This is a genomic window from Brenneria populi (genome assembly GCF_036016195.1).
Lineage (GTDB): Bacteria > Pseudomonadota > Gammaproteobacteria > Enterobacterales > Enterobacteriaceae > Brenneria > Brenneria populi.
In genome coordinates, this window is the sequence record NZ_JAYWTM010000024.1 from 21019 (window position 1) to 42022 (window position 21004).

The 21004-nt window shown below is 56.7% G+C and carries 17 protein-coding genes; 12 read left to right on the forward strand and 5 right to left on the reverse strand.

Annotation, left to right across the window (positions count from 1 at the left end; genetic code table 11):
- Nucleotides 1–49: 49 nt before the first annotated feature.
- Nucleotides 50–2065, reverse strand: a complete 2016-nt coding sequence (gene hyfB, locus VSX58_RS18205) for a hydrogenase 4 subunit B (RefSeq protein ID WP_327619330.1) — start codon at nt 2063–2065, stop codon at nt 50–52.
- Nucleotides 2062–2688 carry a 4Fe-4S dicluster domain-containing protein gene (locus VSX58_RS18210; protein ID WP_327619430.1) on the reverse strand — a complete coding sequence of 209 codons (627 nt, stop codon included), beginning with the start codon at nt 2686–2688 and terminating at the stop codon, nt 2062–2064. Before VSX58_RS18210 ends, hyfB begins: the two co-directional genes overlap by 4 nt.
- Nucleotides 2689–3301: 613 nt before the next feature.
- Between VSX58_RS18210 and hypC the strand changes: the two genes are divergently transcribed.
- The 12 genes from hypC (at nt 3302) to gltP (ending at nt 17170) form a co-directional block, all read left to right on the forward strand.
- The gene (gene hypC, locus VSX58_RS18215) at nt 3302–3571 is read left to right on the forward strand and encodes a HypC/HybG/HupF family hydrogenase formation chaperone (RefSeq protein WP_327619331.1); all 270 of its coding nucleotides are present in this window, start codon (nt 3302–3304) and stop codon (nt 3569–3571) included.
- An 87-nt stretch (nt 3572–3658) separates the two neighbouring features.
- Nucleotides 3659–5602, forward strand: a complete 1944-nt coding sequence (locus tag VSX58_RS18220; RefSeq protein WP_327619332.1) for an FTR1 family iron permease — start codon at nt 3659–3661, stop codon at nt 5600–5602.
- 19 nt (nt 5603–5621) lie between these two features.
- Nucleotides 5622–6149, forward strand: a complete 528-nt coding sequence (locus tag VSX58_RS18225) for an iron transporter (RefSeq protein WP_327612361.1) — start codon at nt 5622–5624, stop codon at nt 6147–6149.
- 124 nt (nt 6150–6273) lie between these two features.
- Nucleotides 6274–7674 (forward strand): Fe-S-containing protein, encoded by a 1401-nt coding sequence (locus tag VSX58_RS18230; RefSeq protein ID WP_327619333.1) that lies wholly within the window; start codon nt 6274–6276, stop codon nt 7672–7674.
- A gap of 2 nt (nt 7675–7676) precedes the next feature.
- On the forward strand, nt 7677–8966 hold the full coding sequence (locus VSX58_RS18235) for an ABC transporter permease (protein WP_327619334.1): 1290 nt from the start codon (nt 7677–7679) through the stop codon (nt 8964–8966).
- A gap of 16 nt (nt 8967–8982) precedes the next feature.
- Nucleotides 8983–10095, forward strand: coding sequence for an ABC transporter permease (locus tag VSX58_RS18240; protein WP_327612403.1), 1113 nt, complete (start codon nt 8983–8985; stop codon nt 10093–10095).
- A 4-nt stretch (nt 10096–10099) separates the two neighbouring features.
- A complete protein-coding gene (locus tag VSX58_RS18245) occupies nt 10100–10804 on the forward strand; it encodes an ABC transporter ATP-binding protein (RefSeq protein WP_327619335.1) in 705 nt (234 codons plus the stop codon).
- On the forward strand, nt 10791–11291 hold the full coding sequence (locus VSX58_RS18250; protein WP_327619336.1) for a TlpA family protein disulfide reductase: 501 nt from the start codon (nt 10791–10793) through the stop codon (nt 11289–11291). The genes VSX58_RS18245 and VSX58_RS18250 overlap by 14 nt, the downstream gene beginning before the upstream one ends.
- Nucleotides 11292–11364: 73 nt before the next feature.
- Nucleotides 11365–12435, forward strand: coding sequence for a hypothetical protein (locus VSX58_RS18255; protein WP_327619337.1), 1071 nt, complete (start codon nt 11365–11367; stop codon nt 12433–12435).
- A gap of 668 nt (nt 12436–13103) precedes the next feature.
- Nucleotides 13104–14048, forward strand: a complete 945-nt coding sequence (locus VSX58_RS18260; protein WP_327616111.1) for an AEC family transporter — start codon at nt 13104–13106, stop codon at nt 14046–14048.
- 364 nt (nt 14049–14412) lie between these two features.
- A complete protein-coding gene (cbl, locus tag VSX58_RS18265; RefSeq protein ID WP_327619338.1) occupies nt 14413–15366 on the forward strand; it encodes an HTH-type transcriptional regulator Cbl in 954 nt (317 codons plus the stop codon).
- A gap of 478 nt (nt 15367–15844) precedes the next feature.
- On the forward strand, nt 15845–17170 hold the full coding sequence (gene gltP / locus VSX58_RS18270) for a glutamate/aspartate:proton symporter GltP (RefSeq protein ID WP_327619339.1): 1326 nt from the start codon (nt 15845–15847) through the stop codon (nt 17168–17170).
- Between the two features lie 61 nt (nt 17171–17231).
- On the opposite strand, the gene VSX58_RS18275 is transcribed toward gltP, so the two are convergent.
- The 3 genes from VSX58_RS18275 to VSX58_RS18285 form a co-directional block, all read right to left on the reverse strand.
- On the reverse strand, nt 17232–17570 hold the full coding sequence (locus tag VSX58_RS18275; RefSeq protein ID WP_327619340.1) for a DMT family transporter: 339 nt from the start codon (nt 17568–17570) through the stop codon (nt 17232–17234).
- Nucleotides 17571–17841: 271 nt separating this feature from the next.
- On the reverse strand, nt 17842–19182 hold the full coding sequence (locus tag VSX58_RS18280; protein ID WP_327619341.1) for an anaerobic C4-dicarboxylate transporter: 1341 nt from the start codon (nt 19180–19182) through the stop codon (nt 17842–17844).
- 464 nt (nt 19183–19646) lie between these two features.
- Nucleotides 19647–21002 carry a TolC family outer membrane protein gene (locus VSX58_RS18285; RefSeq protein WP_327619342.1) on the reverse strand — a complete coding sequence of 452 codons (1356 nt, stop codon included), beginning with the start codon at nt 21000–21002 and terminating at the stop codon, nt 19647–19649.
- Nucleotides 21003–21004: the final 2 nt, after the last annotated feature.

Below are 21004 nucleotides of genomic sequence, written 5' to 3' on the forward strand. Positions count from 1 at the left end.
TGCGTTTACCGTTCCCGCGATTGAGCTATCGGCGATCATCATCTCCTCCTCAGACCGTGGTCAGCAGCAGGATCACCAGGGCGGCGACCACATACAGGCAGTAGACCCGGAAGTCGCCGTGCTGAATGCGCTGCGCGGCGCGGCCGATGCGCTGCGCCAGGCGCACCGGCGGCATCACGAGTCGCGTATCCCAGACCGGCTCGGCGCGTGCGGCGGCCTGCGTGGTTTTATCCAGCACGCTCTGCATCACGGGCGCCGGGTCCAGCGTTTGGCGTAGGCGGTACAAGGGCGCGAACATGACGCGTAATGGCTGGGTAAAGCCGGCGGCGGAGGCCGCCATCGCGCTTTCGTAGGCATAGCCGCAGGCCCAGGGCGCGCCGCGGCGGCGGAAATGCAGCCGCCGGCCTTGCGCGCCGGCATAGAGCAGTAACGGCAGAAGCGGCAGGGCCAGCAGCAGAATGAAAATCAGCGGCGCCGCCAGCGAGGTTTGCGCCGGGTCGCCGGGGAACACCAGCATGCCCCGGGCGACGATCGGCGCCGTTTCGCCCGTCAGGCCGGCGACGACCCGCGCGATGACCGGCGCCGCCTCGCCGGCGCCGACGCCCAGCGCGATGCATAGCAGCGCCAGCAGCCACATGGCGGCGGTCATCGGCCAGGGCGCCTCCCGCGCCTGGGCGGCTTTCTCGCTGCGGGGCGCGCCGCAGAAGCTGATGCCGTAGACCTTGACGAAACACATTGCCGCCAGCGCGCCGGTAATCGCCAGCATCACGATGGCGATCGGCGCGGCCAGCCGCAGCGAGAAATGGTCTGCATAATTAAGGGTGAACAGCGACTGGTAGGTGAACCATTCGCTGACGAAACCGTTCAGCGGCGGCAGCGCGGAAATCGCCATACAGCCGATAAGAAACGCCGAGGCGGTATAGGGCATCGCGCGCGCCAGACCGCCCATTTTCTCCATGTCTTTGGTGCGCAGACGATAAATCACCGCGCCGGCCCCCAGAAACAGCAGCCCTTTGAATAGGGCGTGGTTCAGCAGGTGATACAGGCCGCCCAGCAGGCCGAGCGCCGCCAGCAACGGGCGGCCGGTGGCGATGCCGATCATCCCCACGCCGACGCCCATCAGAATGATGCCGATATTCTCCACGGTGTGGTAGGCCAGCAGTCGTTTGATATCGTGTTCGGCCAGCGCATAGAGCACGCCAAGCACCGAGGAGAGCGCGCCGAACGCCAGCACCGTCACGCCCCACCAGACTTCGGCGGCGCCTAGCAGGTCGATCCCCACTTTGATAATGCCGAAGATGCCGATTTTCACCATCACGCCGGACATTAACGCCGAGGCGTGAGACGGCGCGGCCGGGTGCGCGCGCGGCAGCCAGCCGTGCAGCGGCAGCATCCCGGCCTTGGCGCCGAAGCCGAAGAAGGCCAGCAGAAATACCGCGGAGGCCTGCGGCGCGGAGAGCGTCGCCTGGCGGAAGTCGGCGAAATCGAGGCTGTCGCTGTGCCGGTACAGCAGAAAGAAGGCCGCCATGATCAGCACCGAGCCGGCGTGAGCAATCAGGAAGTAAAGCAGGCCGGCGTTGATGGCCTCTTCATCCCGATCGGCGATCACCAGAAAATAGGAGCTGAGCGACATCATTTCAAACAGGATGATGAAATAGAAAGCGTTATCGACAACCACCAGCGCCACCATCGACGCGATAAACAGGTTCATAAAGAACCCTATCGCCCAGGCGCGCCCTCGGTACTCGCGCAAATACGCGATCGAATAGAGGGCGGTGGCGATAACCAGCAGCGAAATGACCATAATGATAAAGGCGGACAGGGCGTCCATTCGCAGCGTTAAGCGGGCGAAGGCCGAGAAGGGGCCGTTGAATGCGGCCGTCAATGTCTGGCCGCCGAGCAATACCGGCAGGGCGGCGGCGATGCCGCATAGTCCGCCCAGCGCGGAGCTGAGGCCGCTTAGCGCAATCGCCAGGGACTCGGCGCGGGCCAGGCTCAGGGAGAGCAGCGCGCCGACCGAATAGAGCGTCAGCGCCAGCGCCAGCCATTGCAGTGAAGTCATCATAGCGTATTCTCCCGATCGGCGGCGTCTGGCGGAAAAGGTATGTTGCCGGCGGGCCATGCCATGGCATGACGGCGTTTTTCGGCGTTAACCCGCTCAAGTTCGCTCTCGTCGACAATAAATAGCGCCTTGGTCGGACACACCCGGACGCACTCCGGCCCCTGAGGCTGAAAGGCGCAGAGGTCGCATTTCACGGCGACGCTGCGCACCCCGGCGTTCCAGGCGAGAAACGGATTGATGGAGGCGACGCTGTAGGGGACATCGGCGAGCGCGTCGGCCGGAATATTCTGGCTGAAGCTCTCCGGGATAGCCTGCGGTCTGCTGCCCGCAGGCGTAATCGCGCCGAAGGGGCAGGCGATCGCGCAGAGCTTGCAGCCGATGCAGGTATTTTCGTCGAGCGCCACCGCGCGATCCCGATGGGTAATGGCGTTAACCGGGCAGACCTTGGCGCAGGGCGCGTCTTCGCAATGCCGGCATAACACCGGCGCGGTGCCGGCGAGATCGCGCTCCACCGTCAGCCGCGGATGCGTCTGCAATCCCTGACGGCGGTGCGCCTGGGTGCAGGCGGCCATGCAGGTATTGCATCCGATACAGCGTTTAGGCTCCGCAATGACGAAGCGGTTCATAGCCATGCTCTCCGTGGGAAATAGTTAATCTTTGCCGCGCTAAAGCATATTTTGTGCCACCTTGAGCGATAACGGCGGGCAACGCGCGGCGGGCAAGGGATAAGGCGGAGGAATACGGGGCGTCGATTAGCGTAAAGAGGCCGGCTCGACATTAGTGTCGACAGTTTCCCGGCGCACCGGTTCGACACTTTTGACGACGGCTGCGGGCATATATCAGTCTTGGTCATATGCGTCCCGACCGCGGCGGCGGCGGATTCAACGTATGAAATACTCCTCCTTATATGGGAATACCGTTCGCTTAAGCTGATTTTTAGGGGAAACACCGGGGGAGGTTCCCGCAGGGATGCCACACCCGGTGGTCGCCCCGTGTATCTTGATGCTTAAACGATCGGCATTACCTTATATCGAGGAATATCTCAAACAGCGCTGAGCGGCAGGAGAGAGCGGTATGGCGCCAGGGATGCCGCGTTTTCCCATTATGTAAATTTATGCCTGGTTTTTGTCAGCGATGCGCTAATCAACACGCTGGCGGCGCCGTTGCAAAGCGGGGGGTATTATGGCGCGAATTTTGCATTGTAATTTTTTTTATCAACATTCTCGCTGGAGAACGACTATGTGTTTGGGGATTCCGGGAAAGGTGGTTGCGCTGGCGTCGGATGGGGGAGATCTCGCCTGGGTTGATGTCTGCGGCGTCCGGCGCGAGGTAAACGTGGCTTTGGTGATGGACGGTATTGAACCGCAGCGGCTGGTCGGCGCCTGGGTGCTGGTCCACGTCGGGTTCGCCATGAGCCGTTTAGATGAGGTGGAAGCGCAGGAGACGCTGAGTGTTTTACGGCAAATGGAAGAGCTGGAACAAGATGTTACATTTTTTATGCAACAATAAGTTCCTTTTCGTGATGTATATCAAAAATCATTTACCTCACGCAGTGATAATGATAATAAATATCATTAGCGATTCACTCCGTATATTATGTCTACGTGGCAAAAGATCTTTCTGGCGTTGTGTTGGCTATTGGGCAGCTCCCTGGCGTTAGCCGCGACTGATTACGCTTCCTTCATTCGGGATATTGAGTCCAGGCTGGATAAAACGGCGCAGCTGTATGCGCAGCAAAAATCGGATGACGCCCGTACCGAAGTGCAAATGGCCTATTTCGAAGTCTTCGAAAACCTGGAAGGTCCGATCCGCATCAATATCTCCGCGCAAAAAAGCTACCAGTTGGAAGCCGCCTTCGGCGAGATCCGGCGCCTGATCGGCGCAGGGAAACCGCTGGCCGATGTGCAGGCCAAGATCGACTGGCTGAAAGGGGAACTGAATGCCGTGCAGCCCGTGCTGTCGGAGGGGCATCAGTTGGTGGCGCAGGAGCAGCACGGCGCTTATGACAATAGCGATATCGCGCTGTACTGGCAGCAGAGTTTCAAGATTATCGACGACTCGCTGGCTCAGGCGATAACGGATTATCAGGCCGGCGATTACGGCAAAGCCAGCCAAGGCGTGCAGCAGGCGCTCTATCAGGGGTTTAAAAACTCCGAAATGGAGATGTCCGTACGCCAGAACCGCTCCGCGCAGCAGGCCGCCGCCATCAACCAGCAGTTCTCGGCGCTGATCGCCATGACGAATCAGCCGGATCAGATGAGCGAGGTCGCCTATCGCGTGACGACGTTGCTGCAGGATATTGAAGATCTGCTGCCGGGGCTGCCCACCACGCGCGCCAGCCAGCCGGTAACGGCGACTCCCGAAGGCGACGCCGTCGCCGATGACGCGCCCGACGCCGACTGGGGCAAAGTCGCCGCCGATATTAATCAGGCGATGCAGGCCGCCATTGAACAGTATCGTCAGGGGCAGGCCAGACCGGCCATGATGGCGGTGCAGGACGCCTATTTCGATCTGTTTGAAGCCAGCGGAATGGAGAACAAAGTCGGCTCCCGCGACGCCGCCTTCAAGTCTACGCTGGAGGGCTATTTTACCCGGCTTGTCAGTCTGATGAGCGCCGGGCAGCCGGTAGAGCGGCTGCAGGCGCAGGTGGATGCGCTGAAGCAGGATCTGGCGAATGCCGTCGCCATGCTGGGGGACGGCGGCGATACGCACTGGAGCCTGTTTATCTATAGCCTGCTGATCATTGTGCGCGAAGGTTTGGAGGCGCTGCTGATTGTGGCGGCCATCGTCGCCTATCTGGTGAAAAACCAACAGCAGGATAAGCTGCCGCTTATCCGGCAGTCCGTTTACGTCGCGCTGCTGTGCAGCGCGATCACCGCCGTTCTTTTCCAACTGCTGTTCACCAACGCCGGCGCCAGCCGCGAGCTGCTGGAAGGCGTCACCATGCTGATCGCCGTGGTGATGCTGTTCTTTATGAGCTACTGGCTGCTGTCGAAAGTGGAGGCCCGGCGCTGGAAAGCCTATCTGGAAGGCAAACTGTCGCACTCGCTCGGCAGCGGCTCGATGGTGGGATTATGGCTGACCAGCTTTCTGGCGGTCTACCGCGAAGGCGCGGAAACCGTGCTGTTTTACTACGCCCTGGTGGGAGATGCGAACAATATGACGGGGCACCTCTCCATTCTGGCGGGCTTCGTTATCGGCTGCGTCATCCTGATTATCGCCTACCTGATTATGCGCTTCACCGTGGTCAAACTGCCGCTTAAGCCTTTCTTTATGTTCACCGGCTGCTTTATGTATCTGATGGCGTTTGTTTTTGCCGGCAAAGGGGTGCTGGAGCTGATCGAGGGCAAACTGTTTGAACCGACGCTGCTGACCGGCGCGCCGGAAATCAGCGGGCTGGGGATTTATCCCTATGTGGAAACGCTGATACCGCAAGGCGTGCTGTTGGTCGCCGCGGCCGCCGCCCTGGTGGTTATGCGGCGGCGAACGGATGCAAGAAGCGATGAAAGCGTTAACAACGAAAGACGCTCTTTACATTGATGATATGAGGATGGGTTTGATGAATATGCGAAAAAGTCTGATTGCCGGCGCGGTGATCGCCGGTTTTTTCACCGCGCCGGCCGTATTGGCGTTTGAAGAGTACCCGGCCGGCGAGCCGGTCACCATTAATGAAATGGAGATCGCCGCGGTTTACCTGCAGCCGATCGACATGGAGCCGCGCGGCATGGGGCTGCCCGCGGCGAAATCGGATATCCATCTGGAAGCCGATATCCATGCGGTGGAAGGCAATAAGAACGGCTTCGGCGCCGGGGAATGGATGCCGAATCTGACGATCGCCTATACCCTGACCAACACCGATACCGGCGCCAAGCAGGAGGGCAACTTCATGCCGATGGTCGCCAGCGACGGCCCGCACTACGGCGCGAATATTAAAATGATGGGCGTCGGCAACTACAAAGTGGTTTACCACATAGACCCGCCGTCCAAAGCCGGCATGCACCGCCATACCGACAGCGAAACCGGCGTCGGCCGTTGGTGGAAACCGTTTGACGTCAGCTTTGATTTTAAATACGTCGGCATCAAGTGATCCCGCCGGCCGCGGCGCGCGCTGCGCTATCGCGGCCATATTCACATCTCGGCAGCGGCTCCTGAGTACGAGATCCGCGGGTGGGCGCAGCTAACGCCGCTACAACCTGAAAGATGACGGGGATATGAGTTATTTCTTTGTGACCACGCTGCAGGCGTTTTTGCCGATAGCGCTGCTGTTAGGGCTGAACTGGAGCCATCGCCCCGCGCCCGAAATCAGACCGTTAGTCTGGATAACGTTATCGGCGTTGATTATCGGTACGCTGGTCGGCATTCGCCTGCCCGGCGAACAGTCATTTCAACTCGGTATGACCGCCGCGCAGGCGCTGGCTCTGGCGCTGTTCCTCGTCAGTCAATTCTCCTCTTCTTCACGCGTCGGCTATCTCTGGCAGGCGATACTGAGCGCCGGCGCGGCTATCCATTGGGGCGGCGATCCCAACCTGGGCGCGCTAACCAACACGCATGTGGTGAATACCGAACTGCTGCTGAATTTCAGCGCCGTGGCGATCGCTTTCGGATGGCTGGCGTTCAGCGCCGCGCTTTGCGGCATGATTGTGCGGCGCATCCGCGGGCTGCGCTGGCCGTTGCTTATCCCGCTGGTTGTTTTATTGATGCTGCCGATTAGCGGCAACCTGCTGTTGCTGCTGATAAAGCTACAGGTCGTGGGGCTCACCAAACCGCGTCTGAGCTATGTGGCGCAGGTCACCAACAGCGCCTGGCTGCTGAACTATTGCGGCGCGCTATTGATGGCCGTGACGGCGGCCTGCTGCCTGCCGTCTTTACTGCGTACGCGCCGGCGCATGCGGGCGGAAACGCAGGCCGTCGCCCGGCGCAAAGCGACGGCGGACTACCGCAACGGGCGGCGCACGGCGCTGGCGACCGTGGCGGCGCTGCTGGCTATCGTGGCGGGGCAGCTGTACTGGGACCAGATCGCCTCCCGCCCGCCGCGTCTTTCCGAAGCGTTGCCGGTGACGCTGGCCGAGGACGGCAAGGCGCATATTCCGATTGAACAGGTGCGCGACGGCAAACTGCACCGTTTCGTCTGGATCGCCGACGACGGCAAAGCGGTGCGTTTTTTCGTTATTAACCGCTATCCGGATCGGCTGCGGCTGGGGGTGGTGTTCGATGCCTGCCTGCTGTGCGGCGATCAGGGCTATGTGATGGAAGGCAATCAGGTGATTTGCGTGGCCTGCGACGTGCGCATCTTTATTCCTTCCATCGGCAAGGCGGGCGGGTGCAATCCGGTGCCGATCGAGGGCTGGAGCAATGACGATCGCGAGCTGGTGATCGACCACGCGTCGCTGGCGGCGGGCGCCAACTATTTCACCACGGTGATAGCCATGGATGTCGTGGATCCGGTGGACGGTTCCAGGCTCACCAATGTGAAAGCCGAGCATAAGTATCGCTATGCCGGTAAAACCTATTTCTTCTCGTCCGAAGCCAACTACAACCGTTTCCGCGCCAGTCCTGGAAAATTTGTCGCTTCAGCGGCGGCGGACGACGACGATCGGGCGGAAGGGGAATAACCATGCTATGGCGTATGTTGCGCCAGTCCTGGCGCAGAAATATCCGGCGTAAATCGCTGGCGATATTAACGGTGTTCCTGGCGGCGGGACTGATCTCCGCCCTGCTGGCGGTATCCATCGATATCGGCGACAAAATGTCGCGCGAGCTGAAATCCTATGGCGCGAATATCCTGATTGAGCCGGCGGGGCAGGCGGCGCTGCCGGCACTGTTCGGCGAACGCAGCAACCCGCTGGACGGCCAGGATTTTCTCGACGAGGCGGAGCTGCCGAACATCAAGGATATCTTCTGGCGCAACAATATCGTCGGCTTCGCGCCGTTGCTCAGCGGCGACGTCGAGATTGACGGACAGCCGGTTGCGCTATTGGGGACGTTTTTCTCCCAGCCCGTGGCGGTGCCGGATGAAGAGGACTACCGCACCGGGCAGATAGCCGTCAGCCCTTACTGGCAGGTTAACGGCCGGTGGCCGCAGGAGCCGGTTGCCGCCGGGCGAACCGCCGAGGTGCTGGCGGGGCGCCAACTGGCGCAGCAAAACGGCTGGCAGACGGGCGGCCAGCTACGGCTGAAGGGCGCGCAAGGGGAGTTGCCGGTGCGGATAAGCGGCATTCTGACCAGCGGCGGCGATGAAGAGAGCCGTCTGGTGATGCCGCTGGCGACGGCGCAGCAGCTGCTGGGGCTGGCGGGGAAAATTCAGGCGATCCGCGTGTCGGCGCTGACGGTGCCGGAAAACGATCTGTCGCGCCGGGCGCGTGAAAATCTGGACGCGCTGAACGCCGAAGAGTACGACCTCTGGTACTGCACCGCCTACGTCTCTTCCATCGCCCACCAGTTGGAAGAGGCCATTTCCGGCTCGGTGGTGCGCCCTATCTGGCAGGTGGCCGCCTCCGAGGGGGTGGTGATCGATAAAATCCAGCTGTTGCTGGCGGTGGTCACTTTCGCCGCGCTGGTCGCCGCCGCCATGGGCATCGCTTCGCTGATGACCAGCGCCATTATGGAGAGATCCAAAGAGATCGGCCTGATGAAGGCGCTGGGCGCCCGGCAGTGGCAGATTATGCTGCTGTTCTATCTGGAGGCGGCGTTAAGCGGCTTGCTGGGCGGTATCGTCGGCTGTATCGCAGGCTGGGGGCTGGCGAAGGCCATCGGCCTGATGCTGTTCGGCGTGCCGCTCAGTTTCGCCTGGATCGTCATTCCCTGCGTGCTGGTGATTTCGATGCTGATTGCGGCGATCGGCACCTGGTTCCCGGCGCGGCGCATCGCCAAACTCTATCCGGTGGAGGTGCTGTATGGCCGCTAATGCCTGGATGAACGGTATGTTCTGGCGCCTGGTGCTGCGCGCGCTACGGCTGCGGATGCAGCGCGTCGGCGTGGTGTTCGCCGCCCTGACGGTCGGCGCGGCGATCGTCACCGCCATGTCCGCCGTCTATTTCGATATCAACGCCAAGATGAGTCAGGAGCTGCGCACCTTCGGGGCGAACTTCTATATCGGCCCCGCGCGCGGCAATGCGTTGCCGCAGGCGACCTTCCAGCAGATTGTCGATAACGCGCCGGCGGGGCTTATCAATGCGGCCAGCCCCTACCTGTACGGCATGGCGCGCACCGAACTGGAAAAAGTGGTGCTGATGGGCGTGTGGTTTGAATCATTGCGTCCATTGGCGCCTTACTGGCAGGTGAAGGGCAACTGGATCGGCGTCAGCTTTGACGACCGCAACGCGATGATCGGCGTTAAGCTGGCGGAGCGGCTGAATGTGAAGGTCGGCGACGGCATAACGCTGGTGGACGATGGCGACCGGCAGCGTCTGCAGATTAAAGGCATCGTCGAGTCCGGCGACGCCACGGACAATATGCTGATCGTCAGTCTGGACCTGGCGCAGAAGTGGCTGAATAAAGCCGGCACGATCAGCAATGCGCTGCTGAGCGTCAGCAACGATCTGGGGCAGGTGGATCACTTCGCCGGACGTTTGCAGCAGCAGTATCCGCAATTGGAAATCAGACCGATCCTTAAAGTCTCGGCTTCCGAAGGGCAGGTGCTGAATAAGATCAAGGGGCTGATGGGATTGGTATCGGCGGTGATTCTGGTGCTCTCCTCGCTGTGCGTCAACACCACGCTGATGGCGATTGTCGGCGAACGCGCGCGCGAGTTTGCGCTGCAGAAAGCGCTGGGGGCCAGCGGCCGAGATATCATCCGCCAGATGCTGGCCGAAACCGGTATTATCGCGCTGGCGGCGGCGGCCTGCGGTTCGGTGCTGGGTTACCTGCTGGCGCAAATTCTCGGCATGGCGGTGTTCAATGCGACGATTTCGCTACGGGCGCCGGTTTTCCCGCTGACGCTGGCGCTCTCTTTGCTGGTCGCCGCCGCCGCCGCCATCGTTCCCACCCGGCGTGCGATCCATATCGAACCGGCTAAAGTTTTAAAAGGAGAGTAGCGCGATGTCCGTATCAATAAATGGTCAGCAAGCGGAAGCGGTGATTGAAACGCGACGCCTCTACAAACGTTTCGGACAGGTGACCGCCCTGGAGAATATTAATATCCGCATCGCCCGCGGCGAGTTCGTCGCCATTATGGGGGCGTCGGGCTCGGGGAAGACCACGCTGATGAATATTCTGACCTGCCTGGATACGGTCAGCGAAGGCCAGGTTCTGCTGGACGGCGTTGACGCCGCCGCGCTGGATGAAGAGGGGCGGCGTCAATTTCGCGCCGATAAAATCGGGCTGGTTTTTCAGCAGTTTCACCTGATCCCTTTTCTGACGGCGTTGGAAAATATCATGCTGGCGCAGCACTACCACAGCGTGGTCGATGAAGAGGCGGCCAAACGGGTTCTGGCGCAGGTGGGGCTGGAGCACCGCATCGGCCACCTGCCCAGCCAGCTTTCCGGCGGCGAGCAGCAGCGGGTCTGTATCGCCAGGGCGCTGGTCAACGAGCCGCCGGTTATTTTCGCCGACGAGCCGACGGGTAATCTGGATGAAGAGAACGAACGGCGGGTTCTGGATCTGTTGAGGGATCTGCACCATCAGGGGCGCACCATCGTGATGGTGACGCATAACCCTGAATTGGGCAAGTTTGCCGATCGTATTATTCGGTTGCAGCACGGTAAATATTTAGGCGAGGAGGTCAACCATCATGCGGTGGCGTAACGGGGCGAAAGTTCTCTTGGCGCTGTGCGCCCTGGCGGCGCTCGGCGGCTGCAAAGAGGAGCGGGTGAGCATCGGCGAGAAGGCGCCCGCGCTGGCGGCGTACGATTTAGCAGGCCGGCCGGCGGAGCTGACCCGCTGGCAGGGAAAAAGCGTCTACCTGAATTTCTGGTCCTCCGGCTGCGGCGGCTGTCTGGCGGAAATGGCGACGCTGGAGAAACTGAGCCGGCGCTACGGCGATCGGGTGGCGGTGGTGGCGGTCAATACGGATCCGGACGGCGTGGACATTGCCCCGCTGCTGGCGCAGCAAAAGATCGGCTATCCGGTGATCCGCGATCAGTTGGGGATCACCAAAGAGCGCTATCAGGTTATCGGCACGCCCACTTCATTTATCATTGACGCCGCCGGCAAGGTTATCGCGCAGCATCAGGGCGCGCGCACCGAGCAGCAGCTGAAGGAACTGTTTGCGCAACTGGCGCACGGAGCATGACGGGTTTATAAATTAAAGTCTGCGAATCGGGAAATCGCGCCATGAATTTTCATCGCCGGACGAGGATTGAGATATGAACCCTATCAGACTGTTGACAAAGTTAGCTATTCCTCGCCCCGCCAGCGGCGCACAAAAACGCATGCGTTTTTGTAGGGGAAACAGGGGGGAGGTTCCCGCTTACGACGCTTCATCCCCGTGGTTGCCCCGGGTATCTCTCCCTGACGGACGGGGTTGTCAGCAAACGCCGCTACTCAGCGTGCTCGCTATTTTAGCCTTGAGCGCCGGGCTCTGCCAGGCGGCGGAGCTACCGAAAGAGAGCGGCAGTTTCCCTTTTACCGTGCCGCAAACCGGTAAAAAGATGACGGTATTCAGCTATCGGCCGCCTAACGCCGACGCCGATTCGCCGGTGGTTTTCGTGCTTACCGGAGTACGCCGCAACGCAGATGATTACCGGAACGCATGGATTGAGAACGCTAGGAAAAATAACCTGATCGCTATCGTCCCCAGGTTTGCCAAAACCGATTATCCCGGCGCTGACGGTTATAATCTGGGCAATATGGAGAATATAGCAACGCACCGATTGAATCCCAAAGGGCAATGGTCGTTCTCGGTGATTGACGACCTGTTCGCCGATCTGCAACAGCAGGGGATAACCCGGCAGCACGGTTATTATCTGTTTGGCAACAGCGCGGGCTGCCAGTTTGTTCACCGGATGCTGACCTTTATGCCGGAGGCCAACGTCAAAGCCGCCGTCTGCGCCGCGGCGGGGTGGTGGACATTGCCGGATGTGGAAAATCCCTGGCCTTATGGTTTGAAGAACGCGCCGGTCGAGGTCTCGAAAAAGCAATTGGCGGATTATTTTGCCAAACCGATGCTGATTACGGTGGGCGAGAAAGACAACGACCCCTATCATCCGCTGCTGCGCCGCTCTTATCAGGCGATGGCGCAGGGAGATAGCCGGCTGGTCCGGGCGAAAAACTATTTTCTGACGGCGCGGCAGCAGGCCAGGCATGACAAAATTGACCTGAACTGGCGTTTTACCACCGTTCCCGATGTGGGGCACAACGGGACGAAAATGTCGGCCTATGCCGCCGAACAATTCGCCTGGTTTGAACGGCATGGCGAATTTAAGCTTCGGCCCTAGGAATTCCCCGCTTGTCTTTGCCGTTCGGTTATTTTTTCTGCCGCGTTCTTTAGCGTTTTGGGGATATTTTTATCGTCTGCGTGGTTAATAACGGCTCATTTTGTCGCGGGTATTTAAATAAATTCTGCGGATTGGGTTATTAAATGAATTTTTTATTGGGATGCGCGCTATAATAATCTATGGCTTTTTATCTTCCGCAGCGGATAAATCGGTGCCTATGCGTTCGGTTGCGATAATTCATAATATCCCCGTCATATTTCATCTCGCCTGGGCGCCGCGCAATCGGCCGATTTTATCCTTTGGGCGGGTAAAATGAACCACGCTTTGCCGTCAACAAGGCGCCTTGCTCAAGTCGAATCGCTTAGGATATAACCCTTCATACTTCAAGCTGCAGGCGCGTTGGCTTTGTTACTCGCCCCGTTGGAACCGCCGCAGGCGCTGTGTAAAAACGCTTTGATGTTTTTGTCCTGCAACTCGAATTATTTTTAGCATATATATTAATTATTTTATTGGTTTTAATCTTTATTAACTCATTATATTAGTTTGTTTTGTGTTTATTAACTATTGAAAATTAATCATAAAAATCCGTGTGACGATAATCACAATGGAAAATTAATAAATAAGATAAAAATACCTTTATCTTATAGCGTAAATAAAAAAGGTTTTTTATGTCTTCATTATTATTGTCATCTTTATTTCCATTGGTGTTTATCATGCTGATGGGGTGGCTAAGCGGGAAATTAAATTATATGAAACGGGAGGATGCCGGCGTACTGGCGACGGTCGTTATTCGTTTTGCTTTGCCGCTGCATCTGTTTATCGGCGCGTTGAATACCAGCCCCGATAAAATAAAGAATTTCTCTTTCGTGGCGGTGCTGTTTATTGGCCTGATGGGGGCCTATCTCCTGACGCTGTGCATCTCCCGGTTCGTTTTTCGCCACGATATCAAAACCAGCGCCATTCAATCTCTGGTTTGCGCCTTTCCCGATATGGCCTACTTCGGCGCGCCGGTGCTGGCGGTGCTTATCGGCCCCGAAGGGTTTCTCGGCGTATTGATCGGCAACCTGATTACCAGCGTGTTTATGATCCCGCTGACGATTGTGCTGATCCGCATGGGCGACAGCGATGGCGACGCCGCGCGCCAGGAGAGTCTGGGTCTTATGATCATGGGCAATTTGTATAAGGCCGCGCGCAATCCGATTGTGTGGATCCCCATTCTGGGCGTAACGCTCAGCCTGTTGGGCGTCAAAATCCCGCAGCTGCTGTATTCGTCGATTGATATGATGGGGAAAACCGCCGGCGGCATTTCTCTGTTCGCGCTTGGCCTGCTGTTTTATGGCGAAAGTCCGAAATTCAACCTGCACACCCTGACCAACATCAGCCTGAAAAATCTGGTTCAGCCCGCGATTATGGCCGCCGCCGGCGTCGCTTTCGGTCTCAGTCCCAGCCTGATGCAGCAGGTGGTGATTATCGGCGCGACGCCGTCCGCCATCGCCGCCGGCATGTTTGCGATACGCAGCGACACTTATGTTGAATCCGCCTCCTCGGCGATCCTGGTGGGGACTGCCGTCGGGATTTTCACCGAAGGTTTAGTGATCTTTATGATGACCTAGCGCCGATCGAATGGGAAAACGCGCGGTGCATGTTACCCGGCGGGCGAGGCCCGTCCGGTCGCCCGCCGTCCTGCCGCTTTCATGCAATTCGAATTATTTAGAGTTAGATATAAATCTTATAATTCATGGCAAAAAGTTTTAACTATCGCGGCTGATAAAAAACCATTTATTTTATGTTGTGTTTGTAACCAACTGAAAAAAATGGTTTTTCATTTTCTTCTTTATCCAGAGATCGTTGGAAATGCGTTTGAGTGCTGGCTTTAGTATAAAAAAATATAACCAAATCCATTTACTTATTTGTCCTGGGTACTATTCCTTCGTATCTCTATTACGCATGAACAGGGCAATGGTGATGGAGTGAAAGGTGAATTTTCAGCAACTGAAGATTATTCGTGAATCAGCGCGGTGCAATTATAACCTGACCGAGGTGGCGAATAGCCTGTTTACCTCTCAATCCGGTGTGAGTCGTCATATCCGCGAGTTGGAAGAGGAGTTGGGGATTGAAATTTTTGTCCGGCGCGGCAAACGCTTACTGGGGATGACCGAGCCCGGCAAGGCGTTGCTGACGGTGGCCGACAGGATCCTGAATGACGCCAGCACGATTCGTCGGTTAGCCAATGTGTTTACTAACAACGATACCGGGCAGTTGGTGATCGCCACTACCCATACTCAGGCGCGTTACAGCCTGCCTCAGGTGATAATGGCGTTTCGCGAGCTTTATCCTCAGGTGCGGCTGGTGCTGAACCAGGGAACGCCGGACGAAATCGTGACCATGCTGCATTCAGGGGAGGCCGATATCGGTATCGCCAGCGAACGGCTGATTAACGACGCCTCGCTGGCGGCTTTTCCCTATTATCGCTGGCATCACGCGATCGTGGTGCCGGAAGCGCATCCGCTGGCGAAGGAGCCGGTGGTGACGCTGGATATGCTTAACGCCGTGCCGTTGATTACCTATCGTCAGGGGATTACCGGCCGTTCCCGCGTGGATCACGCTTTTCAGGCGGCGGGGATGGAGCCGGACGTTACCCTGACAGCTCAGGATTCGGACGTCATCAAAACCTACGTGGAGCTAGGCCTGGGCGTCGGGATTTTGGCCGATAAGGCTTACGATCCGATACGGGACAAAGGGCTGGTGCGTCTGAGCGCTGAACATCTGTTTGAAGCCAATACCGTATGGCTGGGGCTAAAGAAAAATCAGTTACAGCGTAACTATGCCTGGAAATTTATCCAGCTGTGTAACACCGAACTCTCTTTGGCGGAGATTAAAGAACGCGTGTTCGCGGAGAATGACGAGAGCGTTATTGATTATCAGATCTAATTATCCGGCGTATTTCCATTCCGCTATCTTTCTGATTTACACGGTTGCATCCCCGGCGTTCCGTTGGGGATAACTGATTAACCAGCCAGAATATTTCCGCTTTTCTCCATTTTTTTCCGGCGTTTTTTCATGCGTTTTTTACCTTGAACCCGGCGCCGCGCTGAGGCATTCAATTAGCATAATTATGGTTTTAGCCGTGAATAATCCGCTTGATCTAAGCGTGGCGGGATAGTAGCATCCCCCGGAATAACAATAACATATGTTTGGTGTTTTGTTTTTAGATACAAATACTTGTGCACTTTTATTGAATAACTATGTGATTCATTCTTGTGTGCCGGCAGCGAAAAATCTTGGCGCGCCGCCCCATCAAACATACTTAATACTCATACCTCCACGCTTATTTTACGGCTCGCATTGAGCTGGAATTCGCGCTATCGCCATCGTTCCTGGCGAGGAGTTTTGAAAACGGAAGAGCTCTATGAAAACACAGAAAATCAGCCTGGCCTGGCAAATTCTCATCGCGTTAATCCTCGGCATCGCGCTGGGCGCGGTATTGCATAACCAACCTGAAAGCCGGCAGTGGCTTATCAGCAACATTCTCAGCCCCGCCGGCGATATCTTTATCCGTCTAATTAAGATGATCGTCGTGCCGATTGTTATCGCCACGCTGATTGTCGGGATCGCCGGCGTCGGCGATGCGAAAAAGTTAGGGCGAATTGGTTTTAAGACCATCATCTATTTTGAAATCGTCACCACGTTAGCCATCATATTGGGCATTACGCTGGCGAACGTATTCCAGCCGGGCACCGGGATTGATATGTCGAGCCTGACGGCCGTTGATATTTCCCAGTATGAAAAAACCACCGAACATGTGCAAAATGGCTCCCACAGCCTGGTCGGCACGGTGCTGTCCTTAATCCCGCCCAATATCTTTTCTGCGATGGCTAACGGGGAGATGCTGCCGATCATTTTCTTCTCGGTGTTGTTCGGCCTGGGGCTCTCTTCTCTGCCGAAAGCGCATCGTGAGCCGCTGCTGAATGTATTTCGCGGCGTATCGGAAACGATGTTCAAAGTCACGCATATGATCATGCGCTATGCGCCTGTCGGCGTATTCGCCCTGATTTCTGTTACGGTGGCTAATTTTGGCTTCGCCTCGCTGTGGCCGCTGGCGAAACTGGTGCTGCTGGTCTATGCCGCAATACTGTTTTTCGCCCTGATTGTGCTGGGAGGCATTGCGCGGCTGTGTAAACTGCGCATCATAACGCTGATTCGTATCTTGAAAGACGAACTGATCCTCGCTTACTCCACCGCCAGTTCGGAAACCGTGTTGCCGAGCATCATCGAGAAGATGGAAGCGTATGGCGCGCCGAAATCGATCACCAGTTTTGTCGTGCCGACCGGCTACTCGTTTAACCTGGATGGCTCGACGCTCTATCAGAGCATTGCGGCGATCTTTATCGCCCAGCTGTATGGCATCGAGCTGTCAATCGGGCAGGAAATCGTGCTGGTGGTGACCCTGATGCTGACTTCCAAAGGGATTGCCGGCGTGCCGGGCGTCTCCTTCGTCGTGCTGTTGGCGACGCTGGGCAGCGTGGGGATCCCGCTGGAGGGCCTGGCGTTTATTGCCGGCGTGGATCGCATTCTGGATATGGCGCGCACCGCGCTGAACGTGGTCGGCAATGCGCTGGCCGTGCTGGTGATCGCCAAATGGGAAAGACAGTTTGACGGAAAAAAAGCGCGGCAATATGAGCGTGAGTTAAACAGCGGCGACGGCGACGCCGTCCGGCAGGAAAAAAGCGCGTAAGCGCCGCCCGCCTCGCAGATACCGCCCGCGCACGCGGGCGGTGTCATGACGAATAGGCGGCTCAGTGATTAATCGAAGATGAGAAAACGTTGACCACCACCACGCCGCCGATAATCATGCCCAAACCGATGAGCGCCGGTAAATCCATTTTCTGGCCGTAGAACAACCATCCGGCGGCGCCGATCAGAACAATGCCGACGCCCGACCAGATGGCGTAAATAATACCTACCGGCAGCGTTTTCATGGTGATGGAAAGACACCAGAAAGAGACCCCGTAACAAACCACCGTGACAATGCTCGGCAACAGGCGGGTGAACCCCTCCGACGCCTTTAGACAAGTTGTTGCTATGACTTCCATGACAATCGCCACGGCGAGAAAAACCATGCCACCGCTGTTCATATTTACCACCATTTACAAAAAGAACTGACCCTTATCACGCTGAAAAAATGCTGCCGCTCAACATACCTTACTGGTTTATTCCTTCAGGCGTAAGACATTGCGCCGAGTCGCTTATGATCCCCCGAGAATAGCGGCCAAAGTATCATACCGTGATGGGCGGGGATGTCAGCAATATGATGATGAAGCTAAGAGGGGCGCTGTCGGGGATGCGGTGAAAAATAAAAGGCCGCTCGATTTTCCGAACGGCCTGGTGATACATCGATGATGACGACTAGAGGAATCCGTACATACCGGCAAATACCCAGCCGAAGACGCAGGAGGTAAACACCCCGATTAAGCCAGGCAGAATAAAGCTGTGGTTAATCACGAAGCGGCCGATTTTTGTCGTGCCGGAGCGGTCGAATTGAATGGCCGCCAGGTCGCTTGGGTAGGTAGGCAGAATATAGTAACCATAGCAAGCTGGGGCGGACGCCACGATATACGCCGGGTTAACGCCGATGGCCAACGCAACGGGCACTATCGCCGCTAATGCCGCGGCCTGCGAGTTAACAAATTTTGAAACCAGCAGCAGAATAATGGCATATGCCCAGGGATACTCTTTTACCAGCGAGCCCAGGGTCGCCTTTATCTGCTCCAGATGCGCGCCGAACATGGTTTCCGCCATCCAGGCGATGCCGTAAACGGCGACGATGGCGATCATGCCCGAGCGGAACACCTCGTTTTTGGATATGGAGCCGGGGTTGGTTTTGGTCGCGATGATAATGATGGCGCCGGAGAACAGCATAAACATCTGGATCACCAGCACCATGGACAGCGGTTTGCCGCCGAACGCGGGGCGCAGCTCTTCCACCGCGCCCAGGATGGCGACGGCGGCGATGGCGGCGAGGAAAATCCACATGGCGAGCCAGTTGCTGCCCGGCAGTTTTTTATCCAGCAGCGTCGCGGTATCGCCGTAGACATACTCTTTGTTTTCCGGTACCGAGATGAACTTCTGAAAATCTTCATCCTTATCTAAATCTTTACCCCTGAACCAGCTAAAAATACCGATGGCCAGAATTCCCATCAACGTAGACGGAATGGTAATCGACAGTAAGTCAAGAAACTCCAGGTGTTTGCCGTGGAAGGTAAAGTTCCCCAGCATGGCGACCAGGGAGACGACGGCAACGGATACCGGGCTGGCGATGACCCCCATCTGCGCGCCGATGGAGCTGGCGGCCATGGGCCTCTCCGGACGGATATTATTTTTGATGGCGACATCGTAAATAATCGGCAGGATGGTATAAACCACGTGGCCGGTACCGCACAGTATCGTCAGAATGCAGGTAACGAACGGCGCGATGATCGATACGTATTTGGGATTGCGCCGCAGCAGGCGCTCCGCGATCTGCAGCATGACGTCCAGCCCCCCTGAGGCCTGAAGCGTCGCCGATGCTGCCACCACGGCAATGATCACCAGCATAACGTCGACCGGCGGTTTACCTGGCTGAAGCTTAAATACGAATACCAGAATAACCAGCCCGATACCGCCTAACAATCCTAGAGCGATCCCACCTTTTCTTGCCCCATAAAAAAGGCAGATCAGGACGATGACTAATTGAATGATAAAATCCATTATATATACCCCATTGCTTAAAATGACGGGTTAATTTATTAGATTGACTTACTTTCTTCATGGCTACTATATGGATTTTTCTTTATTTATTTTTTTGATCAAAGTCGATTAATTTTTATCTGGTTTTCTTTTGTGTTAAATAATTGAGCTAGTTCTCAATAATTATTTATTTTTTACTTTTTTTAATTTTTTAATGGTGACTTTAGTTTTGAATGTAAATTAAAAAATCATGTTTTATATTTAAAACGCGCAAGGTGTAAGGATTTTGGTTTAAAATTATCAGGTCATTGGGAATAATTGTTGTATTTTTGTTAGCGATTGGTTTTTTTATTTCTAGACAATAAACTTTAAAAAAAATTAAGGAAAACCGATGATTTCATCGGTCTTTAAAAGGGCGGCTAATTTAGCTCAATATCGGCCTGGAACGTCATGGGCGCCCTGAGCCGAATGGTAAGGGGTCATTTTCAGGCATGATGAAAGTAGCCGGCCAACTGACGCAGTACGGCGTCATCCAGGGTGCCCGCGTAATAGCGTAGCTGGAGCCAGGCTGTCAGCCAGGCGTAGCGAGCCTCGCTTAGATCGCGTCGGGCGCTGTAGAGTTGCTGTTCCGCGTTTAATACGTCCAAATTAACGCGTTCTCCGCCCTGAACGCTTTTTCGCGTCGCCTCGACCAGCGCTAACGCCGATCTTTCCGCTAATTCATAAGCCCGGATCTTTGCCTGGCTGCTGGTCACTAGATTGAACTGGCGGCGTAGCTCATTCTGTATCGCCGCGGTTTGCTCATCTTTCTGCTGGTAAGTTTGCGCGTAACGCTCTTTCGCCTGACGGGTGGCGGCGGACACGCCTCCGCCGGCAAAGATCGGCACGCTGACCCGAATGCCGATTGAGCGCGTGTCGTATTTTTGATTGTAGCTGCTTTCGGTATCCGACTCGGTCTTTCGCATGCTGGCGACCAGTGTGACCTGCGGGAAATGCCCGGCCCGGTTGCGCGAAATTTCGTATTTAGCCACCGCCAATGATTGGCTTAACGCCAGGAGTTGGGCGTTGTGGCTCAGAGAAACCGTTTGCCAATGCTGATAATTGTTCGGTTGCAATTGACGAGGCGTAAATCGGGGGTCGAGTGGGGCAAGCTGTTCCGCCGCGATGGGGATCCCCACCAGGGTTTCCAGTTCGCGTAGGCTGATGTCCAGATTATCCTGCGCTTCGATTAACTGGGCCTGGGTTAAATTCAACCTGGCTTCGGTTTCCAGCATATCGGTGCGGGTGCCTTCTCCATGTTGAAACAGACGCTGGTTGAGCTGATATTGCTCCTGATAAGCCCGCAGTTGGGCTTGAACCAGCGTAATTTGCTCACGGCTGAACAGTACGTTGCTGTATGCCTGAAACAGGCGAACCAATAACTGTTGGCTGGCGTCGCGCAACTGTTCATCGGCCAGCAGCGCCGTCGCGTCGCCTTGTTGGTAACGGGTCCAGGCTTCGTAGTCCAGCAACGGCTGTTGGAGTGAAAGGCTGGACGCATAGCTGCCGTAGTCCCGCTCGGTTTCGCGCCCGCTGCTGGTCACGGTGGAATCATTGCGCGAGTTGCTATAGTCGTAACTGATTTTGGGCAACAGCGCGGCGCGGCCGATATTCCTTTCCTCTTCATTGGCGTTACGTTCATGAATCGCGGCCTGAAACGTCGGATCGTGACCTACCGCCCGTTGCCAGGCTTCCATCAACCCCATGGTCTGTCCGGGCGCGCTGTAGCCCAGCGCGACGAACCACAGCAGCAGACGGACGCGATGGATAAACGTTTGGCGGGGATGGGTAACGCAACGCATGA